Here is an 18867-nt window from a genome sequence, read left to right on the forward strand (position 1 = left end):
TCGGTCGGTGTCCGCTTCGGTGGCGCCGGTGCCCGACCACCACAGCCAGACCGGCTTCGGGGTGGCTCCGCTGGGCAGATGATCGATGTCCAGGCGGATCACGGTCCCCTCGACGATCGGGAGGGTGCCGTCGGCCGCGGCCCAGGAAGAACGGTGGGTGAGCTTGGGATGGAGCCGGTCCCAGGACCGGGCGACGGCGGTGCCGTAGAGGCGCGTGTCGGTGACCGTGTGGGTGTCCGGGGTGCCCCAGGTGTCGGGCTGCCCGAAGACGAACTCGCCGCCGTGCCGGGGCGGCCGGCCCATGGTGTGAGGCTGCCGCGGCGGGGCTGGCCTGCGCAGGACGCGGTCCGACCGCATCCTGGCCAGGACTTTCACCGGCAGATCCCGCAGGAGGTGGGCCAGGCGGGGTGCGTCGTATCCCGCGTCCGCGATGACGAGGACATCCGGGTCGCCGACCTGCCACTGGCCTGCCGTGATCAGCCGCTCGACCAGTTCGCGCAGCTGCCGGGCGGTGACGGTGGCGGTGTCGTCTCCGGGTGCCAGACAGCAGAGCGTCCAGCGGGGCGGTCCACGAGCTGCGGCCCGGCTCCAGCGCGCAGACGATCGAGTACGGCCACCCGGGAACGGGGATGTGCTGGTCTTTGCCCCGGCCGTAGGTGTGGCACAGGATCCGCTCCGGCGAGGTGTGGGCGTCCGGCCGCAGCCAGCACGTGACATCGACGGCCAGGACCAGCCGGCCATCGGCCGCCCGCGGCAGCGACACCGAGGCCAGGGCCTGCCGCATCCGATCCGCGTCGACCCGGCCCTTTGAGACAGCGGCGTAGAGTCCTCCGTGTCCACGGCGATGTTCGCCCACCAGCGACAGCTCGGCCAGCGATCTCACCGGCCTATCCCCGCACAGAACCGCATCCGCCAGCTCGAACAGCGCATCCGAACGAGCGGTGAGACAGGAGTAGAACTCGCCCCGGAAGCGTGACAGTTCGGCTGGCGGCTCTCGCCGGACATCGCGATGCAGCAGACTCATCCTCACGGCCTTCGTGCTGGACGTGTGTGTTCCTTGGTCGGAGCACATGTTCAGACGAAGGCCGCTTCCGTGTACGGCGGACACCGAACCGAGTGATCAAGTACGACGCACCGTTCGACGGCGCACGTTAAAGATCAAGTTAGACGCGGAATGCCTTGCGAAGGAGTTCGCCGAACTGGGCGGGGTGCGTGGTCAGGCCGACGTGCCCGCCAGGGAAGTGCAGGAGTTCCATACCGAGGCGCTCGGCCATGAGAGCGGCCGGGCGGTACGTCAGCTCGCCACGTGAGTCCTGGCCGCCGGCGAGAACGAGCTGATCCGACAGCGTCTCCAGCCGGTTCATGTCCGGGACGTACGACATGAAACGGGGCACGATGCGCCCGACGAAGTACGGCAGGTTGGCCATCGTCTGCTCAGCCCGCGCCGCCGCCTGGGGCGGAAGCTGGGTCTCGGCCTTCGGCTCGGCGCTGTCGCCGTCCTTCTTCAGGCCCGCAGCGAATACGGCCATCGCCGGCATGAGCCCCTGGGTACGGAACGTCTCCTGCACGCGCGCGAGAAGCGCGCGGTGTTCGGGGGCGTCCGGTAGGACCTCCACCAGCGGCGGTTCGTGCGCCACAAGGCGTTCGACGCGCTCGGGGCGGGTGGTGAGCAGGTGTACGGCGACGATCGCGCCCGAGCTGGTGCCGAACACGCGGGCGGGCTCGGCGGGCGACAGCAGGTCCAGTATGTGCAGCGCGTCGTCGGCGTGCTCGGCCACGCTCTGCTCGGCCTCGGGGTCGTCCAGCGTGCTGCGGGACATGCCGCGCGGGTCGTAGGTGGCGACGGTGTGTTCGGCGGCCAGGTCGTCGGCGATGCCGTCGAAGGCGGCGGCGCCGCCCGATCCTCCGGGAATCAGCAGCAGGAGCGGGCCTTGGCCGCGTACTTCGTAGTGCAGGGTCGCGCCGTTCACGCGCAGGCTGCCGGTGGTCGGGTCGGTCATGATGCGTCTCCTGCTCGGGACGGGGGCCAGTTCTCCAGGAGGATGTGCAGGGCGTCGAGGGCGCGAAGCCAGGAGTGCTGCGAGGACCGCTTGTGCGCGAAGCCGCCCGCGGCCTCCAGGGCGACGAACCCGTGGAATGTGCTGCGCAGCAGGCGGACCGCGTCGGTCAGATCGGGCTCGGCCAGTCCGTAGCCGCGCAGCATGCCGTAGGTCAGCTCGACGGAGCGCCGCGGTCCTGGCGCGTCCGCGGCCAGCTCGGGGTCGATCTGGATCGGGGTCTGCGTCGCCATGTAGCGGCCCGGATGCCGGTGGGCGTACTCCCGCCAGGCGTTGGCGAACGCGATCAGCGCGTCCTTGCCCGACCGCCCGGCAGTCGCCTCCGCGATGCGGATGGTCTTCTCGTCCGCCGCCAGCAGTGCGATTCGTCCGCGCAGATCCGCCAGACCGCGGACATGCGCGTAGAGGCTCGCGTCCTTGACGCCGAGCCGCCGCGCCACCTGAGACATGGTCACGCGGTCGAGCCCGACCTCGTCCGCCAACTCGGCGCCCGCGATCGTGACCCGCTCCGCCGTCAGCCCTGCCCGCACCATGCGCTCTCCATCTTCCTAGGGGGCCTAGTTTTATCCTAGGGGTCCTAGGGAGGCAAGCGGGAGGTGTGTCGAGCGGCACCGCTGTTGCGGATGCCTCCCCCGCCAGGCCCGCTGCGCGCATGTTCGGCGCCGGCCCGGTAGGCGGAGATCCACTGCCGGTGCCGCCGATATCCTGCGCAACGTGATCAACTCATATAGGACCCTTGACGATGCTGGGGTTGCGATAGCTGCGGCGGGTGCCGGTGCGGACATCGTGCGTACCATGTACGGCCAGCGGCTCACCCGCATCGACAAAGGCGCCGGGGACTTCGCCACCACCGCCGATGTCGAGGCCGAGAAGGCAATCCTCAACGTCATCCATGCCGCCCGCCCCACTGACGCTGTGCTCGGCGAGGAGGGCGGGCAGCAGGGTGCTGCCGACGCCACGCGCCAGTGGTTGGTGGATCCCTTGTGCGGCACGCTGAACTACGCCGTCGGCAACATGCTGGTGGCCGTCAACGTGGCGCTGCGCGGCGGTGCGGCGGCGGTGGCTGACCCGTTCAGCGGCGAGGTCTTCTTCACCGACGGTGAGACCGCCTGGGTGCGGCACGACGGCGCCGATGCCCAGCTGGCGCCCACGCCCGCCACCCAACTCGTGGATGTCAACCTGGACCCGCCGTTCCCCAGCGCGCCCGGGTTCCGGGCCGTGGACCTGCTGGCCCACCCCGACTTCGTGGAACGGTTCCGGCCCCGGGTCGTCTCCACGACGCTGGCGCTGGCCTGGGTCGCCGCCGGCAAGCGCGCCGCATACGTCACCGACGGCGGCGACCTGTCCGGGAGCGTACATTTCGCCGCCGGTATCGCTCTGTGCCGGGCCGCCGGCTGCGTCGTTACGGGAATCGACGGCGCCCCCATCGGACAAGCCAGCCGCGGACTCGTCGCGGCCGCCGACCTCGAAACCCACCAGCTGCTGATGTCGACAATCCGCAGCCGAAGCCAGGACGGCACCTGAAAGCCCGCCCTGCGCCGACCTCATGGGCCGGCCCTCCTCAGCCCCAGTGCCGTCCAAACCCGGGTTCGGGCTCACTTTCCGTGGGATCCCGCATCCGGGACAGATGGCCCCGGGCACCGTGCTTCGGGCCTCTATGTGTACCGCCTCGTCGTTCACGGCGACGGACAGTACCGTCACGTCGGCGATCGACGGGAACAGTAACTCCTCCAGCCGGAGCCCCATTTCTTCCACGGGCCGAACTGTCAGCTACACCGCACCCGGTACGGGCCAGTTTCGCGTTCCCCAGGGCCCACTCGCCCGATTGTCAGTGGCGGGGGAGAGGATGCCGGTATGACACTGCTGCCGATCACCGCGCCCGCGTCCCTGTTGGACGTCCACCATCTCGACCCCGAAGCCGGCGAATGGGGATTCAGGGTCGATCACGCGGTGGCGACGGCGGCTGGCGACACCTACGTGCTGACCGGCCTGCGCCGCTACCGCGGGCATGCAGCCGGCTCGGCCGACCCCGCAGAGCAGGATTTCGGCTACCAGCTGATTACCCGTCACGGCTCCGACGGAAAGCCCACCGCCACCGCCGTGTTCGGACAGGCGGTTCCGGGCGGCGGCCCGTCGGCCATACCGGAGGGCGACGTGACGACCCTGGCCGTCCTCCCGGACGGCGCGGTCGCCGTCAGCTCCAAGCCCGGCAGCACCCACCTCCTGTCCCCGGACCTGGATGAGGTCCTCGCCTCCTGGCCGATGTCCTGGGGCTGGGAGAAGCAGCAGGATTCCGGGGACGACCCGTTCGCCGCGTCGATCGCCGTCACCCCCGCGGGTCGGCTGCTGTGCATGACCTCCGAGTACGGGCTCAGCAACTGGGCCGGCGCCCACCCCAACATCGTCGCCGTCTCCGAACCCGGCACAACCCTCGTCCCGGGCCGCAAGCCCGTGCTGCGCGCCATCGCGACCCTGGACGCGCGCACCGACTGCCAGAGCGACGCCGACGCGTACGCGCACGTACGGTACGGCGACGAGCCGGTGGGGCGCGGCAACCGGCCATCGCCTTCGTTGACCGAGGCCCTGTCGGAGCTCACCGGGACCAGCGGCAGCCTCTACGGCTATCTCGACTCCACGATGACCCGCCCGGCAGCGCTCGGCGACGACCTGTTCGTCATCCCGGTCTTCGGGAAGACCTACCGTTCGACCAACCGGGGCCAGGAGTTCAGCTTCGCCCTCGTCGACGACCACGGGGTGTTGCAGGGCCGGCTGGGAGGCTTGCACCTGCGTGAGGACAGCCCATTCACCGGCTTCGACTTCACCGTCGTCGCCGACCCGTACCGCGCCCGTGCCTTCCATCTCAACCGCTACGGCCTGTACGCGTGGAGCGCCGACGGGGTGCTGCGCGCCAGGATGTCCACTGCGGAGAAGCCCTTCAAGCCCCTCGTCCACTTCGCCCTGCTGGAGTGCACACCCGCAGGGGAACTGCTCCTCGCACACCGCAAGCAGCGCCTGCTGCTGCGGGTGCCAGTGCCACAGGACCTGGACGACCTGGCGGTGGCTGTGGAGGCCGCGCTGAAGGGCTACGGGCGCGAGCGCACCGCGCTGAAGAAGCAGTACTCGCCCGTGAACTGGCTCTGGTCGGACAGCGCGGCCACCGTGAACCATCTCTGACGATCCGTCATTTCGAGCGCGGTGCGGGTGCGGTGTGGCTGATAGTACGGCCCGTGGAAGCCAAGTCCGTCCAGCGAACCCTTCGCCCCCAGGGCCAGCAATCGATCCAGCGCCTCGACTACAACCGTCACTCAGCGTGGAGGCTTCACGGAATGTGAGCCAGAACCCAAACCCGTGAACAGCTCGCCGAGGTGGACGAAACGACAGCTCGTCAATGGGATTCGGCGGCGTACCCGTACGGTACGCACCTAGATCTCGGGAAGGGAAGGATCGGGCGTCCAGGGGGATGGTGCGGAGATGGACCAACGTTCGTGGTCGCGCCAGGCCCCGTTGATATAGAGATAGGCGGGCGACAGACCTTCGTAGCGGAAGCCCAGGCGCTGGACCAAGGCCAAGGACGGCTTGTTCGCCGGCTGAATGTTCGCCTCAAGCCGGTGGAGCCGCAGGTCGTTGAAGGCGTGCTGCAGGGCGACGGTGAGCCCTTCGGCCATGTAACCCCGCCCCGCAGACGGGGCGAAAGCCGCGTAGCCGAGGGATGCGCCCTGGTAGCGGCCCCGGATGATCGAGTTGATGTTGACCATGCCAGCAGCTGCACCGGTCTCCTGAACGCGGATCAGAAAGCCCCGGTTAGTGCCGTCTTCAAAGCGGCGCATCCAGCCGTGGAACTCCTCAGCGGTCGCGGGCAGCTGCATCCACGGCAAATGGAGCTCGGTGCTGGCCCTCACGAGCGAGCAGAACTCATCCTGGTCGGCGAGGGTGAGCGGGCACAGTTCGACCCGTGACGGCATATTGGGCATGGACCAATGCTAGGACCACTTCTGAACAGAAGATCACATGAGTGTTCCGATGAAGCCGTGCCGTTCCGAGCTGGTGGACGCTCCAGCCGGTCGCGCGCCAGCGGCTCGGGGTCGAGGGGTGGCCGGCGTCAACGAGCCGTCGCGCCGGGCGGGTTCCGCCCGGCGCGGCGGGGACGGGCGGACCGGTCAGCGGCGAACCTTCAGGCTCCACTTCTCGGAGGTGCGGACCCCGATCAGGCCGGGTGGGACCAGGTAGACCCCGGGCTCCCGGCACAGCTGCCGTTCGGGGCGCAGGTACGCGTCCATGGTGGCCAGCACTATTCCGTCGGACTCGGCCTTGGGGTCGACCCGGACCTCCACCTTCGCGGCGGAGCCGGTCATCGCCACCAGCTCCCAGCCGTTGCCGGACAACTTCCGCTTCAACTCGCGGACGTCGTCAAGGGGCAGTACCTCCAGCTTCCACGAGGCCGCGTGGTCCAGCTTCACGACCACGTGGCACCAGCCCTCGGGCCCCACGGCGAGCGGGCCGGTCATCGGGACCAGGATGCCGATCCGGCCGACCCTGTCGCTGGTGCCGTCCGGCTGGACGGTGTGCACATAGCCGGTGGTGTCCTCGGAACCGTCGCACGTGGCCCGGATCAGGGCGGGCGGGCCCGCGTAGCGCAGCACGGCCTGTCCCCGTCCCCTGGCGCTCTTGCCCAGGGCCTCCACCGTGTCGAGCGGACGGACCCGGAGCCGCCAGTCGCCGGAGCCCTCGACCCTCACCCGCACCTCGGGCTCGCCCTTGGCGAACACCAGCAGCTGCCCCCGCGCGTCCCTGGTGGTGGAGTAGATGCTCAGCTGGTCCACCTCGCCCTTCTCGTCGAGCCGCCAGATCCAGAACCAGCTGTGCCGCTTGGGCACCCGGGTCCGCTCGAACTCCACCACCGCCGGCCGGCCGGGCTCCGGGTTCACCACGGTAAGCTCCAGCGTCCCGCGCCCCTCGTAGACGCCGGTGGCCAGGGACAGGGCGCGGGCCCGCTCGGCCTCCTCCGGGGTGCGGTGGTGTCCCGGCGCGGGCGTCAGCTCGGCGGTCCAGCCGGCCTCCGCCGATACGAGCACCAGCAGCGGCCCGGCCGGGAGCGGGTGCGTGGCCTCGACCCGGCCGTCGTCGTCGGCCAGCGGCTTCAGCCGCGCCGGCTCCGTGAGGTCGAGCCGGGCCGTGGCTACCTCGAAGCGGGCGGACCCCGGTCCGTGGTGGCTCAGGGTCAGGTCGGCGGCGGGGCCGTCGTGCAGGAGTACGTCCGTGCCGGTGCCGGAGACGGTGCCGTCCAGCTGCCGCGCGGCTCCGAGCGACAGCACCCGCAGGGTCCAGGCGCCCGCCGCCTCGACGCGCAGCCGCAGGGCGCGCTTACCGCGTACGGCAAGGACCCGGGCCTCCCGGACCGGGGCGGTGGTCTTGATGAGGACCTGTTCCTGCGCGTCCTCGCGGTCGAGGGTGGCGACGGTGAAGCGGCCGCCGCCAGCCACCGACATCTCGATGATCAGCGGGCCCTTCGGGGCCGGCCGGCCGAAGGAGAGGACCTGGTCTCCTTCGCCGTGCACCTCGTGGAACACCTCGCTCGCGGGGACGGGCACCGCCCCCTGCTCCGACCCGGCCACCGGGCCCAGCACCTTCGCCAGGGAGGCCGCCAGGGACGCCGCCTGGGCTGCCACCTGGGCCCCGCTCGCGGGCACGCCCGCGGCCGCCGCCGGGGCGGGGCTCGCTGCCGGGCCCCCGCCTGCGTCCTGGCGGCCCCCGGCTGCCGTCGGGGCCCCACCCGGGACGGTTTTGCCCGTGGTCAGGCCCAGGATTACGCCCGGGGGCGGGGCGGCCTCCTTGCTGACCTCGGTCATCGCGGGGCCCGGCACCGGCGCGGCCGGGAGGGCCTCGGCGGGTATGCCGTAGTCGGCGGCGAGCGCTGCCGGTCCGGCGCTGTAGCCCTGGCCGACAGCGCGGAAGCGCCAAGCCCCGTTGCGGCGGTAGCACTCGCCGAGCACGAGCGTGGTCTCCCCACCGGCGTCCGTGACCTCGTACCGCGCCACCGCCGGGCCCTCGCCGCCGGCCACCTCCACGGACAGCCCGGCGACCGCTCCGAACGTCCCGCCCGCAGCGAGGACGGCGATCAGCACCCGCTGTACGGAGGGTTCCACCGCCTCCTCGTCCACCTCCAGCCGCTGGACGAGGAGCCCGCCCTCCGCCGCTCCGCCCAGGTGCCGTACGGCGCCCGAGGGGTGGGCGGGCCAGTCCCCCCGGACCACGTCGGCTTCACCGCGAACCCGCCCCGTCGCGTCCAGCAGCACCGCCGTGGCGGCCACCAGCGGGGTGCCCGGCCGCCCCTCGCGAGCCACGGTGATGCGGAACGGGCCTCCGGGCAGCGGGGTGTTGTCCCCCTTGATGATGATCGTCATACCGGCATCCTGACACCGGCCGCCATCCACGGTCGATGGATAACGGCGGCTTCCGAGGGCGGGCATCAGGACGCCGGGGGGATGCCGAGGAGGCGGGCGGCGGAGGTGTGGGCCGTTTCCAACCATCTGGGCGAGGCGGATCGCGGCGTCCCTGCTCAGGGGGCGGCCGGCAACTGGCTGGCAACTGGCTGGCAACTGGCTGGCAACCAAGCACTACCCCCTGAAGTGCTCGATCAGACGTGAGTAACTTTCATGGGCATATCCATCTTCTAGGGCCTTGTTCACGAGGCCGAGGGTGTAGCCGGGGAACTCGGCATCAATGTTCCGTGCCTTGCTCTCGTGGACCAGGTCCTCGAGAGAGGGCCGGTGGTGTTGGAGTGCTCCGTACTCCGTCGCGTACTCGCCGCGGTCGACCTCGTCGGCGATCATCGGCAAGGACGCCAACAGTGCGGAGACGGACGCCTTGGCGTCGTCCAGGAACCGCTTCACCTCGATGCCCTCGCTGGACAGCAGAGCGGCCGCGTGCAGGAATCCGTTGAGCGTGCCCCACATGGTGTCGTGCACGGCCATTCCGTACAGGGTCGGTATACCGGCGTCGTCCGCGATCAGGGTTCCCCGGCCGCCGATGAGCTGGAGCGTCGGCCGGTAGCGGTCGTACACGGCGTCAGAACCACCGTAGAAGATCACTGTCTCCGCTCCCCCGATGCCCGGAGCGATGGTCATGATCTGCCCGTGGAGGTACTGCGCGCCTTGGCCTGTGACCCAGTCCGCCGCAGCCCTGACCTCCGCCGATGTCCCGTCCGTCAGGTTGACCACGGCTCGGCCGGAAAGCGCGTCACCCGACGACTCCAGAAGCTCGCGGGCCGTGGCGGTGCCCTTCACGCTGACGACCACGAGCGGACTGGCGGCGACAGCCTCGCGGATGGTCGCGGCCCGCTCGGCTCCCTTGGCGACCAGGGCGTCGGCCTTCTCGGGCGTACGGTTCCACACCGTGGTCGGATGCCCACCGTCCAGGAAGGTTCTCGCGAGTGTGAAGCCCATTTCGCCTAAACCGATCACGGTCACGGCGGGCGGAGCATCAATCTGTGAGGCAGTGCTCATCAAACGTCATCCTCAATCAGCTTGTTGTGGCCCGGTCCGTCCAGGGCCACCTTTGGCGCTGTACGGAACGCAACGCTAGAAGCTGAACTGCGCTTGAGGTCAAGAGACGTCTCAGACCGGACCCGCGAGCCGCGAGCCGCGAGCCGCGAGCCGCGCCGCAGTGTTCCCAGCCCGCGTGCAGGTTCTTACGACCGGGGTGGTCGGTGGGTACGCTCGCCGGTATCAGCGGCCGCCCGGCGAGCAGACGGTTTCGCTGCACCGGCTCAACAGTCGGTGGTCACGAGAGCCAGCATCTCCTGGAGATCCTCAGGCCGGCGGTAGTGCACTCCCGTCATCCCCAGCGCGACTGCGGCCTCGACGTTCTCCAGCCTGTCGTCCACGAAGAGACACCGCTCCATGGCCGCCCCCGCTCGCTTGGCCGCGATTTCGTAGATCGCTCGGTCGGGCTTGGCCGCCCCCACGCGGGCGCTGCTGACCACATGATCCGCGAGATCAGACAGCCCCAGCGACTTCAGGTCGCTCTCCAAGTCCAAGGTCGCGTTGGTCACGAGAACAAGCGGTATGTGTTCCCGGACCCGGCGAAGCATGGCGACGACCACCTCGTCAGCCCAGAATGGCGCCTCGGCGAGTGCTGTTCCAAGCTCACGGGCTTGCGACGGCGAGACATCTCCCGTGAGCCCCCGCACGATGGAATCCACCCACTCCTCCTTGCTGATCTGGCCGAGAAGCAGCGGGAGGTCTACCTCCGGCGCATAGGCCACGCCCGTGGTCGCCCCCTCGGCCAGTCCAGCCAGCTGTTCCAGCCGGGCCAAATGGGTCAAGTCATAGAACCGCACCACGTTGTCGAGGTCGCACAGCACCGCGTCAAACGGCTTGCCGCATGCGTTGGGAACGATCATTGCCCCTGAATAGCACAGTGATCATCAGACAGATGTGACCAGCAAGCCTCTACGGGCGGCGGGCACGCCCGTCACCGGTGGGGCGGGGCAGGGCGGGAAGAGTTCCCTCTCCGGGTTGTTCGGGGTGGGGCGGACCGCCCGGGAAGCCGGTCAGGACCCTGTCTGTGACAGGTGTGCGGGCGGCGAGGTCGCCCCGCGATGCTTGATGTTGACGGCCGCAGCTTTGGCCAGCGCCGCAGGGTTCAAGAATCGCAGCGGACCGATCAGGCGGGATGCGAACAGATGCATGTGCCGCGCCACCGACTCATCGCGCGCTGCCGCCGAGAACATCAGCCGTTCCACGGGATTGAAGGGACGAGCCTTGGCGAAGTCAACGGCCAGTTCCTGGTGACCGCGCAGCCGGCGCCGGTGTCTGCGGGCGTACACCGCGAGGGACCTGTCGAGATCGCCCCGACCGGTTGCGGCCGAGGCGACCGCCTCTGCCAGCCATTGCGCGGACTGCAGAGCCCACCCGCATCCCACTCCCCACAGGGGATCGCTGGTCAAGGCGGCATCACCGACGAGCGCGACGCCCGGTGCGGTCGTCTTGCGGCTGTGAAGCGGGTAGTTGACCGTGCCGGTGATCTTCGTGATGCGTTCGGCGGAGTCGATGGGCGGCGCCTCGGGGAGGGCGCGGACGAAGTCGAAGAAGCTGCCCTCCAGGTCTTCCCGGAAGGCCGGCAGCCGCTTCTTCTCCGGGAGCACCGCCATGACCGTCACCCCGTCGTCGTTCGGGAACCCGTACGCCATGTCAGGCTCGAGAAACCAGGTGTGAGCGATCCCGGCGTGCAGCGGAAGGTTGCGGAAGTGCGCGAAATAGCCGAACCGCGCATTCTCGTACAGCCGAGCAGGCACCCCGGCGAACTTCGCGACGGCCGAGTCCTTGCCGTCGGCGCCGACCACCAGGCGGGCCCGAATCTCGTGCTCGCCCTGTGGCGTCGACGCGCGCACACCCACAGTTCGCCCGGCTTCCCGGACCAGCCCGGTCACATGATGACCGAGGAGCAGATCGACCCCGGGGGTCTCCGCCGCATGAGACCTGATCAACGGGTCGAGGGTACTGCGCCGAATGTTGTACGCGTACGGTAGCGCGGGGCCCGTCGGCGCGGCCCTCGGCTCGATCCATCCCCAGCGGGTGTACCAGCGGGCCTCGTTGCGGACGGCTCCCGCCTTCTCAAGAGCGGGTATGAGGTCGAGTTCGTCCAGCACCGGGTAGGCGCAGGCCGTGAGGGAGTGGGTGCACAGCACCTTGTACGCTTCGGGGTCCGAGCGGCGTTCCAGCAGTGCGACGCGGACACCGCGTCGAGCGAGCAGGATCGCCGCGGCGCTGCCGGCGAGGCTGGCTCCGCTGATGACGACGTCGTAGTCGTATCCCGCGTTCTCAGGCTTGGTCATGCGCTGATCGCTCCCTTCGGGGTGTGGTGCCGTTCGTGGAAGTGGTGCAGCGCCACCGCTGTCATTTGGGGAACGTGCGGGCAGAACACCTCTTGCGCCACTTCCAGCACCAAAAGCTGCCCTTGGCAACGACTTTGACCTGTCATCAGGCCCCGGTCAACGCCAGGCGAACGTCAAGGGGGCCGGGGTGCACCGGGGGTGGTCAGCAGGCGGCGTCATGCCCCAGTTTCCAGGCCCAGACCCCTGGCCCAGTCCCGCAATTCGGGATCGGCCAGGCTGGCGCCGAGCCAGTCGTGGTCGAGGTCAGGTCCCGGAAGGGAGGGTACGACCGCGACGTACAGCCCGGCAGCACGCGCCGAGGCGATGCCCGTTGCCGAGTCCTCGAAGGCGACGGAACGCTTGGGGGCCACACCGAGTGTCTCGCACGCCCTGAGGTAGAGCTCTGGTGCGGGCTTGGGGGAACGTACCTCGTCGGCGGCGAACGAGTGGGGGAAGTGGTCGGCGAGACCGGCCGACCACAGTGCCACGTCCAGCAGTTCCCGAGGACTGTTGCTGGCTACGGCGATGGGGACGGTCGTCCGGCAGGCGCGCACCAGTTCTGCCGCCCCGGGGAGGGCCGCGGCGCCTCGGGCGAGCTCCTTGCGGACTCTTTCGAGGAGTTCGGCGGCGAGCTCGGCGCCGGTGCCGGGGCGCCCGAGGTACTGGGCCATGGCCTCTCCGGCGGCCTCCACGGTGCGGCCGATGACCAGGGCTTTCTGTTCGGGACCGAAGGGATGGCCGTGCGCGGCGAAGATGGCCGCTTCCGCAACGGTCCAGCAGGCTTCGGTGTTGACCAGCAGGCCGTCGCAGTCGAAGACCACGGCCTCGATGCTGGTGGGGAGCGAGCCCATGGGGATGCCCTTTCGCTTCGGGTGATGTGCGGGTTGCCCGTTCGGCGACTGTCGGACGGCGTACGGTCGGATGGCGTACGGTCGGGCGGCGTACGGTCGCGTCGACCGGTGCCTCACTGTCCGAGCGCGAGCCGGATGCCGAAGGCGGCGATGACCGTACCGGTGACGCGGTCGAGGCGGCGGCGGGCGGAGGGCCGTTGCAGACGGTCTCGGAGCACGTGCGCGCAGGCGATCAGCGCGCATGCCCAGACGACGGCCAGCACGATGTGGACACCGGCCAGGAGCACGCCTGGTGCGAGGTGTGAGGCGTCGGCGGGAAGGAACTGCGGGAGCACCGCGACGTAGAAGGCACCCATCTTCGGGTTGAGGAGATTGGTCACGATCCCTTGCCGCCAGCCGCCGAGCAGGGTGTCGCCGGCGCCTGCCCTGGCCCTGGCCTTGGCCTTGGCCTTGGCCTCGACGCCCGTCCCGGTCCCGGTACCGGTCGCGCCCCCGGTCCCGGTCTCGCCCCCGGCCTCCGCTGTCTGCGGGCTCTCGCTCGCTGAGCGGCGCCAGGTGGCCCACAGCAGCCTGCCGCCCATCCACACCAGGTATGCGGCTCCGACCCAACGAAGAGTCTCGTATGCGAGGTGAGACGCGGTCAGCAGCGCGGTCACACCGAGCGAGGTGAGCACGCCCCAGACCAGCGTGCCGCTCTGGATGCCGAGGACCACGCCCCAGGCGCGACGGCGGTGCCCGAGCGCCGCGGTGCGCAGGATGAGTGCGGTATCCAGTCCGGGAGTGAGCGTGAGGAGTCCCACTATCAGGGTGAAAGTCCCTATAGCGTCTAGGGTGGTCATGAGCGATCACCCTAGGCCGGGAACCATAGAACGTCCATATTTCTGCCCGGAATCGGGCAGGAATGGCAGTGTCCGCCTCTTGTTTTGCGCATCACACCTCACCAGCCTGCCGCTGCCATGGCTGTCGCGTACTCAGTCCGGGTGAACGCAGGCCTTTACCGCCGCGGTGGCAGGGGACCGGCGAGGAAGATTGGTGACCGTGCCATGGGTACGGGCCCCGGGGGGTAGGCATGCGGTGGCGGTGGATGCTCACGTGGCTGCTGTGCGCGGCCCTGGTCGTCGGCTTGGTGGTTGCAGCGGGGTTGACGAGCCTCGAAGGCGCCTCGGACGTCGGCTCAGTGGTGGCAGCTGTGTCCGGCGCCTTCGGGGTCATGGCGGTGTGGGCGTGGCGCCGCAACCCCCGCGGCCGGTCGACTTCGGGACAGGTGACGGAGGCCGCACAGGTGCTGGCGCGGCTTGTGCGCCGGCAGTGGCAGGACGAGGCCGTGCTGCGCCAACTGTTCGATCCGGCGCCGCTGCCCGTGCTGTGGACCGACTGCCCGCTGCCCGATGTCAGCGACCACCGGCAATTGATCGGCGACCCGGTCACCTGCCGGGCTGACGCACCACACGACCTGGCGGCCGCCTTCCGTGGCCTGCCGCGCCGCCGCCTTGTTGCCCTGGGACCGCCCGGATCGGGCAAAACCACCCTCGCGGTGCTGCTCACCCTCGCGCTGCTGGGCGACCGTGACGCGAACGAGCCAGTGCCGGTACTGCTCTCGCTGGCATCGTTCGATCCCGCGCGCGAGAGCGTACAGGCATGGTTGCGGCGCCAGATCGCCGCCGACTACCCCGTATTGGCCGACATCGAGACTTTTGGCTCCAGTGCGATCGAGGACCTGCTCGCGGAGGGCCGTATCCTGCCCGTGCTCGACGCCCTCGACGAGCGCCCAGAAGCAGGCCGCGCCGCAGTGCTCATGGCCCTCAATGACACCCTCGACCCGCACACCCCGCTGGTGCTCACCTGCCGCACCGACGACTACACCACCACCGTGGCCGACGCCGGCGTCCTGACCGGAGCGGCAGTCATCACCCCGTCGCCGGTCCGTCCCGGAGACGCCCTGGCGCTGCTGCGTCTGGCCACCCCGCCCGGCCTTCGCCAGCGCTCCTGGGACGAGCTGGCCAACCACCTGGAGACACATCCGCAAGGCCCCGCCGCCCAGGCACTCTCCAGCCCACTGATGGTGACACTCGCCAGATCCATCTACGCCGACGCACCCGGCGACCCTGCCGAACTCACCGACGCCGACCGCTTCCCGGACAGCTCGGCCGTCGAGCGCCACTTGCTCAACGCTTTCCTGCCGACCCTCTATACACGCGCCCAGCAACGAGACCCGGCCGCACGTCAATGGGCTCCGGAGCACGCCAACCGCTACCTCACCTATCTGGCTTCTCGTCTTGAACGCGAGAGGACCTACGACCTCGTCTGGTGGCGGTTGTACGCCTGGATCCCGGCCCTTTCCCGTGCGAATGCCCGCGCGCTGATCTGGGGACTCACCGCAACTGCCACGGGTTTTCTCCTCCTTCTGCCACTGGCAGGCTGGCGGCAGGACGCCACAGAATTGTTTCGTTACCTCTTTCTGGTCGCCCCCTGGGTGACGGGCATGGTCGTCCTTCAGGCGGTCGGTGCCCGAACCATGGTGCGCACAGGTAGCAACGTCCGCTGGAGCATTGCCGTGTTGGGCACCAGCATCTGCGGCGGCGCGGCAGCCATCGCGGTCGACGTCGCCATCCGCTGCTTCGTGGTGGGGGACGACGCCAGGGTGGAGCAGCTGCTGCGGGCCGCCTGCTGGTTCAGCTTCTCGCTCTTGATGGTTCTCATCAGCGCGGGCCGGCCGGCGCCACCGCAAGCGCCGAGTCAGGGCGCTTTCACCCTCCGACACTGGCGCCGCCGCCTGCTGCGCGCGGCCCTCACCATCGCCGTCGCCGCTGGTCTCGGCGGAGCCACTCTGCACCTGTACGGCATCATCGAGGTCTACGACATCGCGGACGAACCCGTATGGGACACAGCGTGGCCCTTCGGTCTGGGTTTCGGTGCGGTCATCGGAGTGGGACAGGCAGCACTGCAATGGACGCGTGACACCGCGACTGTCCACGACCTCACCACCCCCACCTCCTCCGTCCGCGCCGACCGCCTCGTCGCCGTCCTCCACGGCGCCACGGGCGCGATCCTGATCGCCGTCGCCAATACGGCGCTGGATACATTCGAATCCCGCGGCCACGGATCGATGAGCCACACGTTGGAGATCATCGCCTTCAGCATGCTGTGGTACGGCCCCGTCGGCATGACTCTCGCACTGGTCGCCTGCGCCTGGCCGCACTACGCCGTCGCACGATGCGTACTCGCGGCGCGTCGACGGTTGCCGTGGCGGCTGCAAGCATTCCTGGCCCACGCCCACCGGCTCGGCCTGCTGCGCCAGGTGGGCCCCGTCTACCAGTTCCGCCACGCACGGCTTCAGAACCACCTCGCCACCGGAGACACCCGTCTGCCCGGCCCGCGGGCAGTCTCACCACCGTCCGATTCACCGTTGAGGGGGTAGTGCGCGTGCGCTCGGTGTGACGCCCGGCGGTGTCGTAGCGGTGGCCGACCTTCTACTCCGCCGCGTTGGTGTCTCTCGGATGGCCTGCGGCGGGCGCGGTGGCGCTTGCCGCCCTGAGTGAACCGGCTCCGGTCGATGGGGAGTTACGGCTCCACGCGGGACCAGGCCGCATCGGCGGGCGGGACGGCCGGGACGCCGGGACGGCCGGGACGGAATCGTTGGTGACTCTTGTTCTCTCCGGCTGACGAAGCATGTTCATCCGCGCTCACGGAGGTACGCCTCCAGCTCCGCGGCCCCGGTCAGCATCGCCCGCCCGCGGGCGGACAACCGACCGTGCCAGTCGGCCAGTGCGGCCTCCAGGGGCTCCAGCCCGCCGGCCGCCCGCACCTGGGCGATCAGCGGGGCGATCTGCTCCAGCAAGTAGCCGCCCCGCCTGAGCTGGTGGGCCAGACGGGCGTCCCGTACGTCGGCCTCGTCGTAGACGCGGTACCCGGTCAGCGGGTCGCGGCGCGGGCGCACCAGTCCGGCACGCTCCCATTTGCGCAGCGTCGCGGGCCGGATTCCGAGCTTCCCGGCGAGCGGCCCGATGAACGTGCCGCCGGGCCCGTACACCGCGGCCGGCTCGGACCCCATTCCGTGTTCGGGCGCGATGGTGGACTCGGGTTCGGGCGCCGTGGTGGGCTCCAGGTCGCGGAGGGCGCTCTTCACGGCCTGGAGGGTCCGCCGGTCGTCGAGCAGCTGGGCGTGGCTCTCGTCGATGAGGCGGAACGCCTCATCGACCGCGCCCTGGTTCACGGCCCGCATGATCGACGTCGCCGTCTGATGGCCGTGGCCGGGCACCAGGGCAAGAAACGCGCGCAGGGCCGTCGCGTGCAGCGAGGTGTAGGTGCGGTAGCCGTGGGGTGTGCGACCGGCGGCCGGAAGGATGCCGGACCCCTCGTAGTTCCTGATCGCCTGCGTGGACAGACCGTGGCCACGCGCCAGATCAACCGGCCGGAGCCGTTCACCGTTTTGAAGGTTTGGCACCATGGAACTGACGATATACCGGCGATATTCCGGCTGATATCGTGGAAAAGTTTCCACCGGAGGTTCAACGATAGCGTTGAAGGCATGGCGACTGACATCAAGGACACCGCCCATGCCGTCGACGCTGCCGCCCTCATGAGGCTGCTCCCGGCCCGGCCCCGGCTGCTCGCCCTGGGCGAGCCCACCCACGGCGAGGACGCTCTGCTCGAACTGCGCAATGAGCTCTTCCGGCAGCTCGTCGAGCAGGAGGGCTACCGGACGATCGCGATCGAGAGCGACTGCATGAGGGGCCTGGTCGTGGACGACCACGTCACCTCGGGCACGGGCACCCTCGACGAGGTCATGGAGCACGGATTCAGCCACGACTGGGGCACCTACGCCGCCAACCGCGAGCTCGTACGCTGGTTGCGCGCCTACAACGACGGCCGCCCCGCGTCCGAGCGGCTCCGCTTCGCCGGTTTCGACGGCCCGCTGGAGATCACCGGCGCCGCGAGCCCCCGGCAGGCCCTCACCGCACTCCACGGCTACCTCGCGGCCCGGGTGGATGCTGACCTGCTCCCCTGCACCGCGGAAACACTCAACCGCCTGCTCGGCACCGACGACCGGTGGACCAATCCCGCCGCGATGATGGACCCGTCCCAGTCCGTGGGGCAGTCGGCCGAGGCCGGGGAGCTGAGGCTGCTCGCCGACGATCTGGTGGCGCTGCTCGACGAGCAGATGCCGCACCTGCTCGCGGCGACCTCGCGGGACGAGTGGGACCGGGCACGCCTGTACGGGCGTACCGCCACCGGCCTGCTGCGCTACCACCACTGGATGGCCGACACCTCACCGGCCCGCATGGCCCGGCTGCTGGGTGTGCGGGACCAGATGATGGCCCACAACCTCCTCGCCCTCGCCGCCGGTGGCCCGGCGCTGGTCTACGCCCACAACTCCCATCTCCAGCGGGAGAAGAGCACGATGCGGATGTGGCAGGGGCCGGTGGAGTGGTGGAGCGCCGGTGCGCTGGTGAACAGCCAACTCGGCGAGGAGTACGCCTTCGTGGCCACGGCCCTCGGCACGATCCGGCACCAGGGCGTCGACACACCGCCGCCGGACACCCTCGAAGGGCTCCTGTACGCGCTCCCGGAGGACCGCTGCATCATCGACTCCCGGCGGCTGACCACCGCCCTCGCCGCCACACGGCCTGCACCCCGCGTCTCCCCCTGGTTCGGCTACGCCCCGCTCGACCCGACCCACCTGACGGACAGCGACGGCATCTTGTTCGTCAAGGACGTCCCACAGAGCTAGCACCGGCGCCAGCGCCACCGCCGACTGCGCGCAGGGGGTGGTCACCGCCCCCTCGATCCGGCTCTGGCTGCGCACGTCCCCGACCTCCTTCCCCCAGCACTCGACGAACTGGGCCTCACCTTCCACCCGTCGGGCAGCGTCGCCGGACCGGCAGGGGCCGGTACTGCTCCTGTGGGGTTCACGGCCCCTCTCGGTCTTCGGTGGCCGCCTGTACGCGACGGTGATCATCTGGATCGCCTGGCAGGAGTCAGGAGCTGCGGCGATGGGCCTGGTAGCCGTCGTCGAATCCGTACCCCGTACCGGGCCAGAAGGAGTCCCCCGCAAGCGCCGTGTAACTGGCCGCTGGCGGGGCCG

The 18867-nt window shown here is 69.9% G+C and carries 14 protein-coding genes and 1 pseudogene; 4 read left to right on the forward strand and 11 right to left on the reverse strand.

What is annotated here, in order from left to right:
* From ACZ7LT_RS06175 to ACZ7LT_RS06185, 3 genes and pseudogenes are all read right to left on the reverse strand, one after another.
* A pseudogene (locus tag ACZ7LT_RS06175) lies at positions 1-1024 on the reverse strand (transposase); the annotation flags it as partial.
* A gap of 139 nt (positions 1025-1163) precedes the next feature.
* A complete protein-coding gene (locus ACZ7LT_RS06180) occupies positions 1164-2000 on the reverse strand; it encodes an alpha/beta fold hydrolase (RefSeq protein WP_471234805.1) in 837 nt (278 codons plus the stop codon).
* Positions 1997-2590 carry a TetR/AcrR family transcriptional regulator gene (locus ACZ7LT_RS06185; protein ID WP_471234806.1) on the reverse strand — a complete coding sequence of 198 codons (594 nt, stop codon included), beginning with the start codon at positions 2588-2590 and terminating at the stop codon, positions 1997-1999. The genes ACZ7LT_RS06180 and ACZ7LT_RS06185 overlap by 4 nt, the downstream gene beginning before the upstream one ends.
* Before the next feature lie 181 nt (positions 2591-2771).
* Between ACZ7LT_RS06185 and ACZ7LT_RS06190 the strand changes: the two genes are divergently transcribed.
* Both ACZ7LT_RS06190 and ACZ7LT_RS06195 read left to right on the forward strand, forming a co-directional pair.
* Positions 2772-3581 carry an inositol monophosphatase family protein gene (locus tag ACZ7LT_RS06190; protein ID WP_471234807.1) on the forward strand — a complete coding sequence of 270 codons (810 nt, stop codon included), beginning with the start codon at positions 2772-2774 and terminating at the stop codon, positions 3579-3581.
* 330 nt (positions 3582-3911) lie between these two features.
* Entirely contained in the window at positions 3912-5231 is a 1320-nt protein-coding gene (locus tag ACZ7LT_RS06195; RefSeq protein ID WP_471234808.1) for a hypothetical protein, read from the forward strand.
* Between the two features lie 248 nt (positions 5232-5479).
* Here the strand turns inward: ACZ7LT_RS06195 and ACZ7LT_RS06200 are convergent, their stop codons facing one another.
* The 7 genes from ACZ7LT_RS06200 to ACZ7LT_RS06230 all read right to left on the reverse strand — a co-directional run bounded on the left by ACZ7LT_RS06200 (position 5480) and on the right by ACZ7LT_RS06230 (position 13621).
* Positions 5480-6028, reverse strand: coding sequence for a GNAT family N-acetyltransferase (locus ACZ7LT_RS06200; RefSeq protein WP_471234809.1), 549 nt, complete (start codon positions 6026-6028; stop codon positions 5480-5482).
* A gap of 186 nt (positions 6029-6214) precedes the next feature.
* Positions 6215-8458, reverse strand: a complete 2244-nt coding sequence (locus ACZ7LT_RS06205) for a TerD family protein (RefSeq protein WP_471234810.1) — start codon at positions 8456-8458, stop codon at positions 6215-6217.
* 213 nt (positions 8459-8671) lie between these two features.
* On the reverse strand, positions 8672-9559 hold the full coding sequence (locus ACZ7LT_RS06210) for an NAD(P)-dependent oxidoreductase (RefSeq protein ID WP_471234811.1): 888 nt from the start codon (positions 9557-9559) through the stop codon (positions 8672-8674).
* A 263-nt stretch (positions 9560-9822) separates the two neighbouring features.
* Positions 9823-10458, reverse strand: a complete 636-nt coding sequence (locus tag ACZ7LT_RS06215; protein WP_471234812.1) for an HAD family hydrolase — start codon at positions 10456-10458, stop codon at positions 9823-9825.
* Positions 10459-10608: 150 nt separating this feature from the next.
* On the reverse strand, positions 10609-11892 hold the full coding sequence (locus ACZ7LT_RS06220; RefSeq protein WP_471234813.1) for an NAD(P)/FAD-dependent oxidoreductase: 1284 nt from the start codon (positions 11890-11892) through the stop codon (positions 10609-10611).
* 215 nt (positions 11893-12107) lie between these two features.
* Positions 12108-12782, reverse strand: a complete 675-nt coding sequence (locus ACZ7LT_RS06225; protein WP_471234814.1) for an HAD family hydrolase — start codon at positions 12780-12782, stop codon at positions 12108-12110.
* A 113-nt stretch (positions 12783-12895) separates the two neighbouring features.
* The gene (locus ACZ7LT_RS06230; RefSeq protein WP_471234815.1) at positions 12896-13621 is read right to left on the reverse strand and encodes a LysE family translocator; all 726 of its coding nucleotides are present in this window, start codon (positions 13619-13621) and stop codon (positions 12896-12898) included.
* A gap of 245 nt (positions 13622-13866) precedes the next feature.
* Between ACZ7LT_RS06230 and ACZ7LT_RS06235 the strand changes: the two genes are divergently transcribed.
* On the forward strand, positions 13867-16200 hold the full coding sequence (locus ACZ7LT_RS06235; RefSeq protein ID WP_471234816.1) for an NACHT domain-containing protein: 2334 nt from the start codon (positions 13867-13869) through the stop codon (positions 16198-16200).
* Positions 16201-16455: 255 nt separating this feature from the next.
* Here ACZ7LT_RS06235 and ACZ7LT_RS06240 read toward each other — a convergent pair whose 3' ends face one another.
* Entirely contained in the window at positions 16456-17229 is a 774-nt protein-coding gene (locus tag ACZ7LT_RS06240) for a TioE family transcriptional regulator (RefSeq protein WP_471234817.1), read from the reverse strand.
* A gap of 81 nt (positions 17230-17310) precedes the next feature.
* Between ACZ7LT_RS06240 and ACZ7LT_RS06245 the strand changes: the two genes are divergently transcribed.
* Entirely contained in the window at positions 17311-18513 is a 1203-nt protein-coding gene (locus tag ACZ7LT_RS06245; protein ID WP_471234818.1) for an erythromycin esterase family protein, read from the forward strand.
* The last annotated feature ends 354 nt before the right edge of the window (positions 18514-18867 follow it).

Source organism: Streptomyces sp. NPDC039465, from assembly GCF_055639315.1.

Excerpts from the sequence above, each read along its gene's own strand:
- ACZ7LT_RS06210 (WP_471234811.1), bottom strand. The coding sequence starts at position 9,559 with ATGAGCACTGCCTCACAGATTGATGCTCCGCCCGCCGTGACCGTGATC.
- ACZ7LT_RS06245 (WP_471234818.1), top strand. The coding sequence starts at position 17,311 with ATGGCGACTGACATCAAGGACACCGCCCATGCCGTCGACGCTGCCGCC.
- ACZ7LT_RS06225 (WP_471234814.1), bottom strand. The coding sequence starts at position 12,782 with ATGGGCTCGCTCCCCACCAGCATCGAGGCCGTGGTCTTCGACTGCGAC.
- ACZ7LT_RS06185 (WP_471234806.1), bottom strand. The coding sequence starts at position 2,590 with ATGGTGCGGGCAGGGCTGACGGCGGAGCGGGTCACGATCGCGGGCGCC.
- ACZ7LT_RS06240 (WP_471234817.1), bottom strand. The coding sequence starts at position 17,229 with ATGGTGCCAAACCTTCAAAACGGTGAACGGCTCCGGCCGGTTGATCTG.
- ACZ7LT_RS06215 (WP_471234812.1), bottom strand. The coding sequence starts at position 10,458 with ATGATCGTTCCCAACGCATGCGGCAAGCCGTTTGACGCGGTGCTGTGC.
- ACZ7LT_RS06205 (WP_471234810.1), bottom strand. The coding sequence starts at position 8,458 with ATGACGATCATCATCAAGGGGGACAACACCCCGCTGCCCGGAGGCCCG.
- ACZ7LT_RS06200 (WP_471234809.1), bottom strand. The coding sequence starts at position 6,028 with ATGCCCAATATGCCGTCACGGGTCGAACTGTGCCCGCTCACCCTCGCC.
- ACZ7LT_RS06220 (WP_471234813.1), bottom strand. The coding sequence starts at position 11,892 with ATGACCAAGCCTGAGAACGCGGGATACGACTACGACGTCGTCATCAGC.
- ACZ7LT_RS06180 (WP_471234805.1), bottom strand. The coding sequence starts at position 2,000 with ATGACCGACCCGACCACCGGCAGCCTGCGCGTGAACGGCGCGACCCTG.
- ACZ7LT_RS06230 (WP_471234815.1), bottom strand. The coding sequence starts at position 13,621 with ATGACCACCCTAGACGCTATAGGGACTTTCACCCTGATAGTGGGACTC.
- ACZ7LT_RS06195 (WP_471234808.1), top strand. The coding sequence starts at position 3,912 with ATGACACTGCTGCCGATCACCGCGCCCGCGTCCCTGTTGGACGTCCAC.
- ACZ7LT_RS06235 (WP_471234816.1), top strand. The coding sequence starts at position 13,867 with ATGCTCACGTGGCTGCTGTGCGCGGCCCTGGTCGTCGGCTTGGTGGTT.